Origin of the sequence: Vallicoccus soli (genome assembly GCF_003594885.1) — a bacterium.
In the GTDB taxonomy this organism is placed as follows: Bacteria; Actinomycetota; Actinomycetes; order Motilibacterales; family Motilibacteraceae; genus Vallicoccus; species Vallicoccus soli.
The window spans coordinates 158,372-173,488 of sequence record NZ_QZEZ01000008.1 but is presented as its reverse complement, the minus strand read 5'-3'; the positions used below and the strand labels follow the sequence as shown (position 1 = coordinate 173,488).

Genomic DNA, 15,117 nt, shown 5'->3' with positions numbered 1-15,117 from the left:
CGGGGTGCCTGGTGGTGGGGTGCGGGTCAGGCGGAGGGGTCCACGTAGACGGCGGCGCGGTCCACGGCCAGGTAGGCGTCCATGCCGATCGGGCGGCGGCGCTCCTCCGCGAGCTGGCCCAGCAGGCCGGCGGCGCGCGCGAGCAGGGCCGGCCCGCGCAAGAGGTCGACGGGGACGCCGAGGTCGGCGAGCGCCGCACCGCAGACCCCGGCGCCGTTGAGCGGGAGCCGGCGCCCGAGGACCTGCTCGTGCACCCGTCCCACCGCCTCGAAGAGCAGCAGGTGCGGGCCGAGCAGCCCCTCGTCCTCGGCGATGCGGAACAGCGCCGCCGTGCGGGGGTCGCGGACCTTGTGGACCGGGTGGCCCAGCCCGGGGACGTAGCGGCCCTGCTCGCGGGTGCGGCGCACGGCGGCGAGCGCGAGGGCGTCCCAGCCGTCCTCGTCCTCGGGCAGGTCCCCGCCGCGCTCCTCGAGCGCGGCGTGCAGCCAGCGCCCGCAGTCCTCGGTGACGCCGAGGAAGCGCGAGCCGCCGCCGAGCAGGCCCGCCGCCACCGCCCCCTGCAGGGAGTCGGGGGCCGACAGGTACGTCAGGCGCGCCGCGATGGCGGTGGGGGTGAAGCCGTGGTCGGCCAGGGCGACGAGGACCGCCTCGAACAGGCGCACCTCGGACGGGTCGGGCCGCTCCAGCGTCATCAGCCAGAGCGCGAGCTCGCCGAGGCCCACCGAGCCCATGAGGTCGTGGGCGACGTCGTGCCCGAGCAGCCGGATCTCCTCGGCCGTCGACGTGCCCAGCGAGGTCGGGTACGTCGGCGTCGCGTCGGTGCTCATGCCGGGGGCTCCTCGCCGGGTGCGGGTGCGGGTGCGGGTGCGGGGGTGGACAGCCAGCGGCGGAGGGCGTCGCCGTGCTCGTCGAGGGCGGGGGGCGGCAGGTGGTACGACGGCGGCGTCGCGGAGAGGCGCAGCGGGTTGCGCACCGTCGGGACCGCGGCGTCGCCCTCCCCCACCACGACGACCGGGTCCAGGCCGACCTCCTCGGCGAAGGCGACCCCCTGCTCGACGGTGTTGATCGGCCCGCACGGCACCCCGGCCGCGATGATGTCCCGGAACCACGCGAGCTTGCCGCGGGTGCGCAGCCGCTCGACGAGCAGCGGGCGCAGCTCGTCGCGGTGCGCGGTGCGGTCCTCGTTGCGCAGGAACCGGGGGTCGTCGGCGAGCTCCGGCACGCCGAGCACCTCGACGAGCCGGCGGAACTGGCCGTTGTTCCCCGCGGTGACGATGAGGTCCCCGTCGGCGCAGGGCAGCGGCTCGTAGGGGAAGAGGCTCGGGTGGCTGTTGCCCATGCGCTGCGGGACGACCCCGCCGGCGACGTACGCGCTCGACTGGTTGACCAGCCCGGACAGCGCGGAGCTGAGCAGGTTCACCTCGACGTGCTGGCCGGTGCCGCTCTGCGCGCGGGCGTGCAGCGCGCTGAGCACGCCGATGGTGGCGTGCAGCCCGGCCATGACGTCGAAGACCGAGATGCCCGCGCGGTAGGGCTCGCCCTCGGGCGACCCGGTGAGGCTCATCAGCCCGGAGATCGCCTGGACGATGAGGTCGTACCCGGGCAGGGCGGCACCGCCGGGGCCGCTGCCGAAGCCGCTGATCGAGGCGTAGACGACCCCGGGGTTGGTGGCGCTCACCGTGCCGTAGTCGAGGCCGAAGCGGGCGAGGCCGCCCGGCTTGAAGTTCTCGACGAGCACGTCCGCGCGCCGGGCCAGCTCCTGCGCCGCGGCCAGGTCGTCGGGGTCCTTGAGGTCGAGGGCGACCGAGCGCTTCCCCCGGTTGACGCCGAGGTAGTAGGTGGAGACCCCGTCGCGCACCGGCGGCTGCCAGGTGCGGGTGTCGTCCCCCGCGGGGGACTCCACCTTGACGACCTCCGCCCCCAGGTCCGCGAGCAGCATCGTCGCGTACGGCCCCGCCAGGATCCGCGAGAAGTCCGCCACGAGCAGGCCGGCCAGCGGCCCGCCGCCAGCGGCGCCGCGCGTCCCGCCGCCCTCCGCCACGCCCTCCACCTCCCGTCGTCGCGCCGCACCCGATGGTCGGGTGCTGACCGTCCACCGGACGACTGTCCGCCGTAGTGGTCGGGAGTGTCGCTCCGCCCCCTGCGCGGCGTCAAGGCCTTCCCCGCCACCTTGACGGCGTAGCCCGCGCAGCCCATCGTGGGCGACGAGACCCGCGCGTACGCAGCACGGACAGCGGTACGCCGAGCAGCCGGTCGACCTCGAGGAGGAGTCGTGACGGACGCTGCCCCCTTCGCGCCGCAGGAGGGACGCCCCGTCGTCCTGCGCGGCGGCACGGTGCTGACGATGGACGACGCGCACAGCGTCCTCACCGGGGCCGACGTGCTCGTGGTGGGCGACCGCGTCGCCGCCGTCGGCTCCGCCCTCGACGTGCCGGCCGGGACGCTGGAGGTCGACGCGTCCGGCGGCGTCGTCATGCCGGGCATGGTCGACACCCACCGGCACATGTGGCAGACCGCGATGCGCGGCTACGGCGCCGACTGGAGCCTGACGCAGTACTTCGTCTGGTACTACCTCGAGCACGACCGGGCCTTCCGCCCCGAGGACGTGCGGACGGGGAACCTGCTCTCGGCCTGGGACGCGCTCGAGGCGGGCGTGACCACGACGGTGGACTGGTCGCACGGCCTGCAGTCCCTGGAGCACGCGGAGGCCGCGGTGGACGCCCTGCGCGCCGTGCCCGGCCGATGGGTGCTGGCGTACGGCAACATCCAGGCGGCCCCCTGGGAGTGGACGGCCGATCCGGCGGTACGCGCTTTCCTGACCCGGCTGCGCGACGCGGGCGACGACCGCCTCGGCGTGCAGCTCGCCTTCGACGTCACCGGCGACCCCGCCTTCCCCGAGCGGGCGGCCTTCGAGGTGGCCCGCGAGCTCGGGCTGCCGGTGACCACGCACGCGGGCGTCTGGGGCGCCACGGGCGACGACGGCATCCGGCTCATGCACGAGCACGGCTTCATGCGGCCCGACACGGTCTACGTCCACGCCGCGACCCTCTCCACCGACTCCTACCACCGCATCGCCGCCACCGGCGGCTCGGTGTCGGTGTCCACGGAGTCCGAGCAGAGCGCCGGGCAGGGCTACCCGCCCACCTGGCAGCTGCGCCGCCACGGCATCCCCGTCTCGCTCTCGATGGACACGAGCGTCTGGTGGAGCAGCGACCTCTTCTCGGCCATGCGCACCACCCTGGGGGCCGACCGCTCCCGCGAGCACCTCGAGGCGCACCAGCGGGGCGACACGGTGACCCACGTGCACCTGCGCGCGGAGCACGTCGTGGACTGGGCCACCCGCGGCGGGGCGCGTGCCCTCGGGCGGGACGACCTCGGCCTGGTCGCGCCGGGCGCCAAGGCCGACCTCGTGCTCGTCAAGAACGACCGCTCCCCCGTCTCCTTCCCGCTGCTGAACCCGTACGGGCACGTCGCGTTCCAGGCGCAGCGCGGCGACGTGCACACCGTCCTCGTCGACGGGCGGGTCGTGAAGCACCACGGCGCGCTGGTCGGGGTGGACCTGGCCGCGCTGCGGGCGCAGGCCGAGGCCACGGTCGAGCACCTGCGTGCGACGATCGGCGAGGACGACTGGGCCCGGGGCATGGACCCGGACCTGCCGGGCACCGAGGTGCTGGACAACCCGTACCAGTACACCGACTACAGGTCCGCCTCCACGCACGCGGCGGGCAGCGACCGCGTGCTCGGCTGAGGCGCGGGACCGGCGGGGCGGGGACGAGGAGGGCGCGTGGCGGGACGGGGCGAGGGCCCGGACTTCGTGGAGGCGCTGGCTCGCGGCCTCGACGTCCTGGCCAGCTTCGACGGCGAGCACCCGGCGATGACGCTGAGCGAGGTCGCGGCGCGCACCGGGCTCGCCCGGCCGACCGCGCGCCGGCTGCTGCTCACCCTCGAGGAGCTCGGGTACGTCCGCTCGTCCGCCGGCGCCTTCTCCCCCACGCCGCGCGTCCTCGCGCTGGGGACGGCGTACGTGAGCTCGCTCGGGCTGTGGGACGTCGCCCGCCCGCACATGGAGGCGCTGGTCGCCCGCACCGGCGAGTCGACGTCGATGGCCCAGCTCGACGGCTCGGACATCGTCTACGTCGCCCGGGTGTCGGTCCCGAAGCTCATCGCCCTGCGGGTGGACGTGGGCACGCGCTTCCCGGCGCCGCAGACCTCGCAGGGCAAGGTGCTGCTCGCCGCGCTGCCCGACGACCGCCTCGAGGCGGTCCTGGGCGAGCCGAGCCGGTCGGGCCTGCCGCCGTACATCGGCCGTCCCCTCCCCGCGCTGCGCGAGGAGCTCGTGCAGGTGCGGGCCCGGGGCTGGGCCCTCGCCGACTCCGAGCTCGCGCCCGGGGTGCGCTCGGTCGCGGTGCCGGTGCGCGACGGCACCGGCAGCGTGCGCGCCGCGATGAACGTGACCGTCCACGCGGCCGAGACCTCCGTCGAGCGGCTGCTGCAGGACCACCTGCCGCTGCTGCTGCGGACCGCGGGCGACGTCAGCGCCGAGTGGGCGCTGTGGCGGTCCCGCCCCCACGTGGAGCTCGAGCGCGGCGCGGGCGGCACGGCCTCGGCCTGAGGCGGGCCTCGCCCCTCAGGCGCGCCGGCCGAGGCGGGCCAGCACCCGTGCCGCGCGCCCCGCGCCCGCGGGCGCCTGCACCCCGGGGCGGCAGACCCCCTCCAGGTAGAGCGCCTCGCCGAAGCCCGCCGCGCCCTCCTCGACCCGGTCCAGCTCCTCCTCGCTCAGTCCCGCGTCGAGCCCGGCCGCCGTGGCGACGTCCCAGCGGTGCACCACCATGTCCCAGACGTAGAAGCGCTCGAGGGTCTCGCCGGTGGTCGTCGGCCCGAAGTACCCGTCGAAGGGCGCCGCGGCCACGGCCTCGTCGGCGAGCGCGGCCTCGACGGCACCGGCGTGCCGCGCCCACGCGCCGGCCGGGTCGGCGTCGACGTCCGGCGCCGGGCCGAGCTCGACCCCGCGCCCGGCGAGGAACTCGCGCTGGGTGTCGACGAGGTGGCGGACCACGTCGCGGGCGGCCCAGCCCTCGCAGGGCGAGGGGGCGCCCCAGGCGCCGGCGGGCAGGGCGGCGAGGAGGGCCCCGAGGGGCTCCCCCGCCGCGCGGTAGCGGGTCAGCGTCGCGTTCACGCCCGGGACGCTAGGCGGGTGCGGCAGGCTGGGGCTTGATGGAAGCCGACACCTCGCCGCGGCGGTGGATCGAGCGGGCGCACCTGCGCGAGCCGGGCGACGCCTCGCACGTCATGCACGCGTACGAGCCCGACCCCGCCTGCGCCGACCTGCTGCGGCGCTTCTGGGTGCCGGTCTGGTCGGTGCCGCCGGGGCGGGAGGCGCCGCAGCGGGTGCTGCAGTACCCCGCGTGCCTGCTCGTCGTCAGCAGCACGTACGCCCGCTTCTATGGCGTGGTGCGCGGGCTGTCCACGACGACGCTGTCCGGCGACGGCTGGGCGGTCGGGCTGTCGCTGGCGCCCGCCGGAGGGGCGCTGGTGGCCAGCGGGTCGGTGGCGCCGTACACCGACCGGCACGTCGACCTCGCCGAGGTGCTCGGCCCCGACGGGACGGCGCTGGCCGCCCGCGTGCGCGAGGTCATGGACCCCGACCCGCTCGACCCCGGGGCGCACCGCGCCGCGACGGGCCTGGTCACCGCCGTCGCCCGGCGCTGGCTGCCGGTGGACGAGGAGGGCCTGCTCGTCAACCGCGTCGTCGACCTCGTCGAGCACCGCGGCGTGCGCCGGGTCGGTGACCTGTGCGCGGCCAGCGGCCTCGGCGAGCGGTCCCTGCAGCGCCTCGTGCACCGGCGCCTCGGCATCGCACCGCGCTGGCTGGTGCAGCGGCGCCGGCTGCAGGACGCCGCGGTGCGGCTGCGCGACGGGACGGCGACGGCCGCGCAGGTCGCCGCGGAGCTCGGCTACGCCGACCAGGCGCACCTCACCCGCGACTTCGCCCGGGTCACCGGGACCACGCCGGGCGCCTTCGCCGCCCGCCACCGGGCGGCGCCGGCCTAGGGGTGCCGTACGGCGCGCGGCGGGGTACGGGCGGGGCGTGGACGCGAGCGAGGAGGACCCGTACGACCTGCGGCGCTTCGTCGAGGCCCAGGAGGGGGCGTACGACGGGGCGCTCGCCGAGCTGCGGCGCGGGCGCAAGACGGGGCACTGGATGTGGTTCGTCCTCCCGCAGCTGCGCGGCCTCGGGCGCAGCCCCGCCGCGCAGCGCTACGGGCTCACCGGCCTGGCGGAGGCGCGGGCCTACGCCGGGCACCCGGTGCTCGGCCCGCGGCTCGCCGCCTGCGCCCGGGCGCTGCTGGACCTGCCCGGCGACGACCCGGTCGCCGTGCTCGGCGAGGTCGACGCGCTCAAGCTGCGCTCGTCGATGACGCTCTTCGCGCGGGCTGACCCGCAGGGCCCGTACGGCGAGGTGCTCGCGCGGTACTGCGGCGGCGAGGACCCGCGCACGGTCGCGCTGCTCGGCGCCTGAGCGTCACGGCCTGCGCCACCACCAGCGCCGGCGGCGGCGCTCCTCGGCGCGGGCCCGCGTCGGCGGCGCGGGCGGGGGCGGCGGGGGCCGCTCCGCGCGCCAGCGCTCGACGAGCGCCTCGACGTCGAGCGGCATCGTCGTCAGCGGCGGCCCCTCCTGCGGGCGCAGCAGGGCGCGGCGCAGCCGGGCGTTGAAGTCCTCGACCGCCTCGCGCAGGCGCCGCTCCGCCGGCACCCGGGCCAGGTCCTCCAGCAGGTCCTGCTTCTCCCGCCGGAACGCCAGGCTCGGCGGCAGCGCCGCGCGCAGGTCCGCCTCCTCGCGGCGGGCCCAGTCGACGACCCACTCCTCGCCGGTCTTGCCGCGGTCCAGGTCGCGCAGCGGCTTGCCGGCCCCGGGCAGCCCGTCGAAGGCGCCGCGCTCCTGGGCGCGGCGGATCTGCCGGTCGACCCAGTCCTCGTACGTCACCCCGTGCGGCTTGCGCTCCGTCACCCGTCCAGGGTGCCCCGTGACGTCCGCACCTGCACGGACGGCCCCCGGCTCCCCCGTGCGCCCAGCTGCGCCGGACTGCGCCGAACGGCTGACGGGAGCCCGCCCGCGCTCGTACGGTGCCGACCGTCCGCGACGGGGGCGACGGGGAGGACGACCATGACGAGCAGCGGGGCAGCCGACCTCGGGGGCCTGCGGCAGCGCCCGCCGAGCCTCCCGGCCGGCGTGCCGGCCCAGCGCGCGGCGGCGGCCGCCGGCGGGGCGTGGGCGCGCGAGCACGGAGCCCCGGTCCTCGGCCCGGACCCCCTCGCCGCCGCCGTCGCCGGCGACCAGGTCTGGGTGGGCGGCGGCTTCACCTACGGCGTCGCCGCCATGGCGAGCGGCACGTACCAGCGCGTCGCGCACTGGGACGGCACCGGCTGGCGGCGGATGGGCGAGGGCGTCGACGGCACCGTCCACGCGCTCGCCGTGCACGGCGGCGACGTGTGGGCCGGCGGCGAGTTCACCGTCGCGGACGGCCGCGTCCAGGCCCTGCGCCTCGCCCGCTGGGACGGGGCGGCCTGGCACGCCGTCGCCGGCGGCGTGAGCGACCCCGAGCGGACGTACGGCACCCGGGTCGCGGCGCTCGCCTGCGACGGGCGCACCCTCGTGGTCGGCGGCGTCTTCACGCGCGCGGGCGACGTGCCGGCCGCGAGCCTGGCCGCCCTCGACCTGGCCACCGGCACGTGGAGCGACCTCGGCGGCGGGGTGGCGTCGAGCTGGTCCAGCGAGCCGTCCGAGGTGCGGGCCCTCGCGCTGCACGGGCGCACGGTCTGGGTCGGCGGCCGCTTCGACCTCGCCGGCGGGGCCGGCGGGGTGCCCTGCGGCGGCCTCGCCGCCGTCGACCTCGACACCGGGGCGTGGACGCCCGCGCCCGGCGGCGGCCTCACCGACGACGGGACGACCGGCGGCGTCACCGCGCTCGCCCTGGACCCCGCCACGGGTGCGCTGCACGTCGGCGGCTCCTTCACCCGCGCCGGCGACGTCGGGGCCTGGAACCTCGCGGTGCTCCGGGACGGCAGGTGGTCCTCGCTGGGGGACGTCAGCTCGTACGGCGGCACGAGCGCCTCGGTCGAGGCCCTCGCGGTCTCGGGCGGGCGGCTGTTCCTCGGCGGCGGCTTCACCGCCGTCGGCGGCGCCGCGGTCGAGCACCTCGCGCAGTGGGACGGAGCGGCCTGGTCGGGGGTCGGCGAGGGGCTGGACAACGTGGTCCGCGCCCTCGCCCCGGTCGAGGGCGGAGGGGTCGTCGTGCTCGGCGACTTCGGCGTCTCGGGGACGCTGCGGCTCGAGCACGGCGCCGTGTGGACCGGCACCGGGTGGCGGACGTTCGGCCAGGGCGTGCTCAGCGACCCCTACGGCGGCGGGACGGTGAGCGCCGTCGTGCCGGTCGGCGACGGCGCGTACGTCGGGGGGCTGTTCGACCAGGCCGGGCACCTGCCGGCGGGGTCCGTGGCCCGCTGGGACGGCACCGGGTGGGACACCATGGCCGGGGGCGTCGGCGCCGCGATCAGCCACGGGCAGGTCTTCGCGATGCTCGAGCTGGACGGCGACCTCTACGTCGCCGGCCGGTTCGACACGGCCGGCGGCCGGGTCGTGCGCAACATCGCCCGCTGGGACGGCGCCGCCTGGCACCCGCTCGGGGACGGGCTCTCCGACGCCGCTCACGCCCTCGCCGCCGTGGGCGGCAAGCTCTACGTCGGCGGGACCTTCGCCCTCGCCGGGCGCGTGGCGGCCGGGCACCTCGCCTGCTGGGACCCCGCCGCGCAGGAGTGGTCCGCCGTGGGCGGTGCCCCGACGTACGACCACGACATCCGCGCGCTCGAGGTCGTCGGGGACCGGTGGCTCGTCGTCGGCGGCACCTTCCAGCGCTTCTTCGCGCAGGGCACGACCGTGGTCGAGGGCCTCTGGGGCCTGTGCCTGTTCGACACGGCCCACGAGCCGTCCGAGGACCTGCTGCGCGGCTACCACCTGCTGGAGGGCGTGAGCCGGTACGGCGCCCCGGGCTGGGTCCACGCGCTGCGCGTCGTCGGCGGCGACCTCTACGTCGGCGGCTGGTTCGACGTCGCCGGGATCATGGCCCTCGGCGAGCGACCCTCCGCCGGCTTCCCGGCGTCCAACCTCGCGGTGTGGCACTTCGCGGGCGACGGCACCTGGGAGGGCGTCGGCGGCGGCACCGACCGGCAGGTGCAGGCGCTCGCCGCCGTGGACGGGGCGCTCGTCGCGGCGGGGTGGTTCGCGACCGCCGGCGCCACGGGCGCCGCCCGGGTGGCCCGGTACGACCCCGGCACCCGGTCCTGGGAGCCGCTCGGCGACGGGCTCGGCGACGGCGCGCGCGGCGGGAGCTGGGCGCTCGCCGTGGCGCACCACCCCGCCACCGGCGTCTGGGTCGGCGGGGAGTTCCCGGAGGCCGGGGGCGCCCCGAGCGCGAACCTCGCGCGCTGGGGCGGCCCCGGGCCCGAGGGGGTCAGCCCTTGAGGCCGGCCCGCGAGACGCCCTCGACGACGAACCGCTGGGCGACGAGGTAGAGCAGCAGCACCGGCACGCTGGCGATGACCGCGCCGGCCATGAGCAGGTCGTACCGGACCGCGTTGGCGTTCTGCAGGGTCGACAGGCCGGCCGGCAGGGTCTGGTTCTCCGGCGAGAACAGCACGTACACCGGCCAGAGGAAGTCGTTCCAGTTGGTGAGGAACGACAGCATGCCGAGGGTCACCAGCGCCGGCTTCGACAGCGGCAGCACGACCTGCAGGAAGGTGCGCCACCGGCTCGCGCCGTCGATGGCGGCCGCTTCCTCCAGCTCCGCGGGCAGGCCGAGGAAGAACTGGCGCAGGAAGAAGACGCCGAAGGCGCCCGCAGCGCCCGGCACGATCACCGCCCACAGCGTGTCGAGCCAGCCGAGGCGCCCGACGATGAGGTAGTTCGGGATGAGCAGGATCACCGGCGGGACGAAGAGCGTGCCGATGATGACCGCGAAGACGACCTTCTTGCCGGGGAAGTCGATGCGGGCCAGCGCGTAGGCGGCCATGGACGCGGTGATGAGGATGAGCAGGGTCTGCCCGGCCGCGCTGAGCAGGCTGTTGAGCAGCCAGCGCAGCACGGGCGTGCCCTCGGTGCCCAGCACCGTGTCGTAGGCCTGCGTGGTCGGGTCGCTCGGGATCCACTGGGGGTCCGGGGACGCGGCCGAGGCGGTGTCCTTGAAGGACGTCGAGACCATGTAGATGAGCGGGCTGATGAAGAGGATCGTCAGCGCGCCGAGGACGCCGTACTGCAGGATCCGCTTGAGCGGGTTGGGGCCGCTGCTGCCCCGCCGCGGCGGGGGCGTGGGGGCGGCGGTGGTGTGCCTGCTGGTCGTGGCAGTGGACATCGTGGCCTCCGTCAGCGCCGGGCGTCGCGGTCGCGGAACGCGTAGAACACCGCGAGGCTCACGACCATGAGGAAGAAGGTGAAGATCAGCGACATCGCGGCGGCCTGGCCGGTGTTGAACTGCCGCAGGCCCACCTCGGCGATCTCGTAGATGCCGGTGCGCGTCTCGGTGCCCGGGCCGCCGGCCGTCATGAGGTAGGACTGGCCGAACATGTTGACCGACGCGATGATCGTGACGCTGGTGATGAACAGCACCACGGGGCGCAGGCCGGGCAGCGTGACGTTGCGGAACCGCTGCACCGCGTTCGCACCGTCGACGCGCGCGGCCTCGTAGAGCTCGGGCGAGATGTCCTGCAGCGCAGCCAGGTAGATCACGGTGTTGAACCCGAGGGTCCACCACACCGTGACCCCGACGAGCGAGATCCACGCCCACGGCAGCGAGGTGAGCCACGGGACGGTGTCGCGCAGCCCGATCACGCCGAGGTAGTGGTTCACCAGGCCGATGTTCGTGTCGAGCAGGTAGCGCCACAGGACCGCCACGACGGCGACGCCGAGGACGTACGGGGCGAAGTAGAGCGCCCGGAAGAGGTTGCGGCCGGGGAACTTCTGGTTGAGCACCAGCGCGACGAGCAGCGGCAGCACGAGCAGCAGCGGCACCGTCAGCGCGGTGAACAGCCAGGTCGCCTGCACCGACTGCCAGAAGGTCTCGGCGAACGGGGAGTCGCCCGTGAGCAGGCCCGTGTAGTTCTCCAGCCCGACCCACGGGGCTTCCGGCAGCGTGAAGTCGTAGTCGTGCAGGCTCACCCAGATCCCGTAGAGGAGCGGGGCGAGCACGAAGACCGTGAAGATCACGAGGTACGGCGCGAGGAACAGCACCGCGTCGCGCGTGTCCCGCTTGCGCGAGCGGTCGCCGCGCACCGGGGGCGCGGCGCTCCGCGGCGCGGCCTCGACGCTGAGCGCGGACGCCCCGCCGGTGGCGGGGCGCGAGACGTTGGTGTCGGTCATGGCTCAGACCTCGAACTTCTGCTGGTTGGCCTGCATCTGCTCGGTGGCCCGCGCGGCCGCCCCGCTGAGGGCCGCCGCCGGCTGCTCCCGGCCGAGGACCGCGTTGCTCACCGCGATCTCCAGCGTCTGCACCTGCACGTCGCCGAGGCCGGGCACGGGGGGCAGGAACCGCAGCGTCGGCACGGCGTCAGCCAGCGCCGCCTGGGGGCTCTCCTGGAACTCCGGCGTCTCACGGGCGCTCGCCAGGGCCGGGATCATGCCCGCGGCGGTCCACTCGGAGGACGCCTCGAGCAGGTAGCGCATGAAGGCCTTGCCGGCGAGGAGCTTGTCGTCGTCGGGGTCGCGCTGGCGGAACAGCACCAGGTGGTGGCTGCTGGCCCACGAGGCGGGCTGGTCCCCGACCTGCGGCACGGGTGCGATGTCCCAGTCGAGGTCGGTCGACTGCAGGTCGTTGATCTGCCAGATCCCGTCCCAGGTGTAGGCGCCCTGGCCGTTCTTGAAGCCGACGTACTGGGAGTCCTGGGCGACGTCGGGCGGGCTGATGCCGGCGTCGACCTGGCGGCGCATCCAGGTGAGCGCCTGGACGCCGGCGTCGCTGTCGAAGGTGGCGCGGCTGCCGTCCTCCGCGTAGGGCTCGCCGCCGAACTGCCACAGCAGCGACAGGAAGATGAGGTGGGCCGGCCAGCGGTTCGGCATCCAGAAGGGGGTCTCGACGCCGGCGGCGAGCAGGGCCCTCGTCTGCTCCTCGAGCTCCTCCCCCGTCCGCGGCTGGCGCTCGAGGCCCGCCTGCTGCAGCACCGCCCGGTTGCCGTACGAGGCGAGGGAGTGCACGTCGAGCGGCACGCCGTACCGCGACCCGCGGTAGACGCCGTTGCGCCACACCTCCTGCGGGAACTCCGACTCCTGCAGCCCCAGCTGGGTGACGACCTCGTCGAGCGGGTTGATGGTCTGCCGGGCCGCGAGGTTGGCCAGCTGGTCGATCTGCAGCGTGCCGACGTCGGGCCCCTTGCCGGCGTGCACCGCCGCGATGACCCGCTGGTAGTACTGGTTCCACTGGATCGTGTTCGGCTCGACCGTGATGCGGTCCTGGCTCTCGTTGAACCGGTCCACCAGCGCCTGCATCGCGGGGCCGTCGCCGCCCGTGAAGCCGTGCCAGTAGCGCAGGGTCACCGGCTCCCCGGTGTACTCGTCCTGCAGCGCCGGCCCGGTCGCCACCTGCGGCTCCGCCGACCCGCAGCCGGCCAGGGCCGCGCCGCCGAGCGCGCCGGCCGCCGCCAGGAAGCCGCGCCGCGAGAGCCCCGCGCCGTCCGTGCGCCTGCTGATGCCGGTCACCGGCACCCACCTCCTCGTGAGTCCACCCTCGGTCCCGTCCCTCGTCAGTCGCGCGTGATGCGGAACTCGTGGAAGCGCGCCGTCGCCGGCGGCGGCACGTCCCCCTCGGCGTCCGGCTGGCCGCCGTGCGCGGCGAGCCCGACGCGCACGTGTGCCCCCGCTGGGAGCGTCCACACCCCGCCGCGCACCCAGGTGCGCCCGTCGCGGCTCGTGGACGCCTGCAGCTCCTGCTCGCCCGAAGCGTCCTCGGTGCGGGTGATGCGCAGCCAGGTCGTGCGGGCCGGCGGCCCGACGATCGTGCCGCCGTACTGCAGCCGGCCCGCGTACGGCCGCTCGGTGCCGAACTCCGTCTGCCGGGTGTTCCAGATGGCGACGTGGGACAGCCGCACCCAGTGGTCGTCGTCCACGTGCGCCACGAGCCCGGCCTGCTGGTAGTTGCGCACGACGTCGACGCCGACGTCGAGCGTGACCCGGGTCTGCGCGGTCCAGTCCCCCGCCGGCGCGTCGCGCAGCAGCAGCGAGGCCGTGCCGCCGGGCCCGCCGAGGTCGGCGACCTCGACCGGCCAGACGAGGTCGCCGCCGCGCACGCGCACGTCCGGGTCGCGGACCTCCTGCCAGCCCGGGCGCAGCCCGCCGTCGAAGCCGTCCGCGAAGACCGTGCGCCCCGGCCGCGGGGCCGGGACGAGCCGGGTGACCGGGCGGTGGGCCGGCAGGGCGCTGAGGTTGTCGACCTCGCCGCCCTCGCGTCCGGCCACCACGCCGGCCGGGCCCGCCGTGCGGCTGCCGCGGGGCAGGCGCAGGGCGAGGGACGCCTCGGCATCGAACAGCCGCGCGTCGCTCACCTCCGCGCGGGCGACCCCGTCGCGCACCTCGAGCGCCGCGCTGTGCCACGCCGCCGCGTCGCGCGGCCGCGCGAGCGCCGCGCTGGTGCGGGCGACGACCCGCGCGCCCCGGTGGGCGCTCAGGACGAGCCGCCCGCGGTCGGCGTCGACCGTGGCCCGGACCTGGGTGCCGCCCCCGGTGGCCCGGCCGGCGACGAGCGCGAGGGCGCCGCCGTCCGGCTGGCGCACGTCGGCCTCCACCCGGACCCGCCCGCCGGCCCGCGCCAGCAGCGACGCCCGCCCTGCGGCGTCGGCGTACGTGCCCGCGTCCGTCGCGCGGTCCTCGGCGAGCGTCCAGCGCCCGGTCCGGGCGAACCCGTCCCGGCCGCCCTCGAAGCGGGTCGCCGCGCGCCCGCCGGTCACCGGCCCCCGCTGGCGCCCCTCGGACGCCCAGGCGCCGGCGCGCACCGCGGGCCACCCGCCGACCCAGTCCAGCCGGTCGATGAGCATGGGCCGCTCGTTGATGCCGTCCGTCCCGTCGAGGTACGGGTCCCTCCGGTCGATGGCGTGGTAGACCATCCAGTCCTGCCCGGCCAGGTCGGTGACGACCGCGTTGTGCCCCGGGCCCACCCAGCGGTTCCCGTTGGGCGCGAGCACCGGAGTGCCGCCGGCCCGCGACACGTCGAGGCGCTGGCCCTCGCGGTCGACGTACGGCCCCCGCAGGTCGCGCGAGCGCCCGACGTGCACGCTGTAGCCGGTCGTCGGCCCGGCGCAGCAGTTCGCCGAGGACGCGAAGAGGTACCACCAGCCGTCGCGGCGCACCACGTACGCGCCCTCGTACTTGTTGTCGATGGCGACCTGCGTCGGCTCCCCCACCGCCCGCCGTCCGGTGGCGTCGAGCTCGGTGACCCAGATCCCGCCGTAGTAGGACCCGTAGAAGAGGTGCTGGGTCCCGTCGGCGTCGGTGACGTGGTGCGGGTCGAAGGTCCACAGGAAGTCCCCGGGCGCCCCGGAGGCGCCGCGGCGCGGGCCGACGACGGGCGCGCCGGTGTCGGTCCAGGGCCCGGCGGGGGTCGGGGCGGTCGCGACGCCGATCGCGCCGTCGCCCCGCTCGTCGGTGAGCGTGGTGTCGGTGACGACGTAGTAGAGCCGGTACTCGCCCTCGACGTAGCGCACGTCCGGGGCCCACAGCGCCCCCGGCACCTCCCGGTCGAGCCACGCGGGCGCGCTCTCCTCGGAGAACGCGTCGCCGACGTACTCCCACCGCACGAGGTCGAGCGAGCGGCTGATCGGCAGGAGGTGCCGGCGCCCCTCCCCCTCGCGCAGCGGGTCGGTGGTGCCGTAGGCGTACCACCAGCCGTCCTTGCCGCGCAGGACCGCGGGGTCGGCGTAGGTGTCCGCCCCCGCGGGCCCGAGCGGGTTCGCGTAGGGGCGGGCCACCACGGCGGGGACCCCCGCCGGGGCGGCGCCCGCGGGCACCGCGACGGGCAGGGCGAGCGCGGTGGCCAGGGCGGTGGTGAGGGAGAGCGCGAGCGTCGTCGGTCGGCGTCCCAT

Annotated in this window: 13 protein-coding genes; 5 read left to right on the top strand and 8 right to left on the bottom strand. The window is 76.4% G+C overall.

Annotated features, from left to right (window positions below; genetic code table 11):
- Window positions 1-26: 26 nt before the first annotated feature.
- Window positions 27-827, bottom strand: a complete 801-nt coding sequence (locus D5H78_RS16100; RefSeq protein ID WP_119951506.1) for a citryl-CoA lyase — start codon at window positions 825-827, stop codon at window positions 27-29.
- Window positions 824-2,041, bottom strand: a complete 1,218-nt coding sequence (locus D5H78_RS16095) for a CaiB/BaiF CoA transferase family protein (protein WP_218566703.1) — start codon at window positions 2,039-2,041, stop codon at window positions 824-826. Before D5H78_RS16095 ends, D5H78_RS16100 begins: the two co-directional genes overlap by 4 nt.
- Window positions 2,042-2,344: 303 nt before the next feature.
- On the opposite strand from D5H78_RS16095, the gene D5H78_RS16090 reads away from it, so the two are divergent.
- Both D5H78_RS16090 and D5H78_RS16085 read left to right on the top strand, forming a co-directional pair.
- Window positions 2,345-3,748 carry an amidohydrolase family protein gene (locus tag D5H78_RS16090; RefSeq protein ID WP_119951560.1) on the top strand — a complete coding sequence of 468 codons (1,404 nt, stop codon included), beginning with the start codon at window positions 2,345-2,347 and terminating at the stop codon, window positions 3,746-3,748.
- A gap of 36 nt (window positions 3,749-3,784) precedes the next feature.
- Entirely contained in the window at window positions 3,785-4,612 is an 828-nt protein-coding gene (locus D5H78_RS16085; protein ID WP_119951505.1) for an IclR family transcriptional regulator domain-containing protein, read from the top strand.
- A 15-nt stretch (window positions 4,613-4,627) separates the two neighbouring features.
- Here D5H78_RS16085 and D5H78_RS16080 read toward each other — a convergent pair whose 3' ends face one another.
- A complete protein-coding gene (locus D5H78_RS16080; RefSeq protein ID WP_119951504.1) occupies window positions 4,628-5,176 on the bottom strand; it encodes a maleylpyruvate isomerase family mycothiol-dependent enzyme in 549 nt (182 codons plus the stop codon).
- 38 nt (window positions 5,177-5,214) lie between these two features.
- On the opposite strand from D5H78_RS16080, the gene D5H78_RS19860 reads away from it, so the two are divergent.
- Window positions 5,215-6,051, top strand: a complete 837-nt coding sequence (locus tag D5H78_RS19860) for a helix-turn-helix domain-containing protein (RefSeq protein ID WP_119951503.1) — start codon at window positions 5,215-5,217, stop codon at window positions 6,049-6,051.
- Between the two features lie 37 nt (window positions 6,052-6,088).
- On the top strand, window positions 6,089-6,520 hold the full coding sequence (locus D5H78_RS19855; RefSeq protein ID WP_119951502.1) for a DUF1810 domain-containing protein: 432 nt from the start codon (window positions 6,089-6,091) through the stop codon (window positions 6,518-6,520).
- 3 nt (window positions 6,521-6,523) lie between these two features.
- Here D5H78_RS19855 and D5H78_RS16065 read toward each other — a convergent pair whose 3' ends face one another.
- On the bottom strand, window positions 6,524-7,009 hold the full coding sequence (locus tag D5H78_RS16065) for a DnaJ family domain-containing protein (RefSeq protein WP_119951501.1): 486 nt from the start codon (window positions 7,007-7,009) through the stop codon (window positions 6,524-6,526).
- A gap of 156 nt (window positions 7,010-7,165) precedes the next feature.
- On the opposite strand from D5H78_RS16065, the gene D5H78_RS16060 reads away from it, so the two are divergent.
- Window positions 7,166-9,520, top strand: coding sequence for a hypothetical protein (locus tag D5H78_RS16060; RefSeq protein ID WP_119951500.1), 2,355 nt, complete (start codon window positions 7,166-7,168; stop codon window positions 9,518-9,520).
- Here D5H78_RS16060 and D5H78_RS16055 read toward each other — a convergent pair.
- From D5H78_RS16055 to D5H78_RS19850, 4 genes are read right to left on the bottom strand one after another with little or no spacing between them, the layout of a single operon-like run.
- Window positions 9,510-10,406, bottom strand: a complete 897-nt coding sequence (locus D5H78_RS16055) for a carbohydrate ABC transporter permease (protein WP_119951499.1) — start codon at window positions 10,404-10,406, stop codon at window positions 9,510-9,512. The two genes, D5H78_RS16060 and D5H78_RS16055, sit on opposite strands and share 11 nt — an antisense overlap.
- Window positions 10,407-10,417: 11 nt before the next feature.
- A complete protein-coding gene (locus D5H78_RS16050; protein ID WP_119951498.1) occupies window positions 10,418-11,410 on the bottom strand; it encodes a carbohydrate ABC transporter permease in 993 nt (330 codons plus the stop codon).
- Between the two features lie 3 nt (window positions 11,411-11,413).
- Window positions 11,414-12,742 (bottom strand): ABC transporter substrate-binding protein, encoded by a 1,329-nt coding sequence (locus D5H78_RS16045; RefSeq protein ID WP_119951497.1) that lies wholly within the window; start codon window positions 12,740-12,742, stop codon window positions 11,414-11,416.
- 44 nt (window positions 12,743-12,786) lie between these two features.
- Window positions 12,787-15,117 (bottom strand): family 43 glycosylhydrolase, encoded by a 2,331-nt coding sequence (locus tag D5H78_RS19850; RefSeq protein ID WP_218566702.1) that lies wholly within the window; start codon window positions 15,115-15,117, stop codon window positions 12,787-12,789.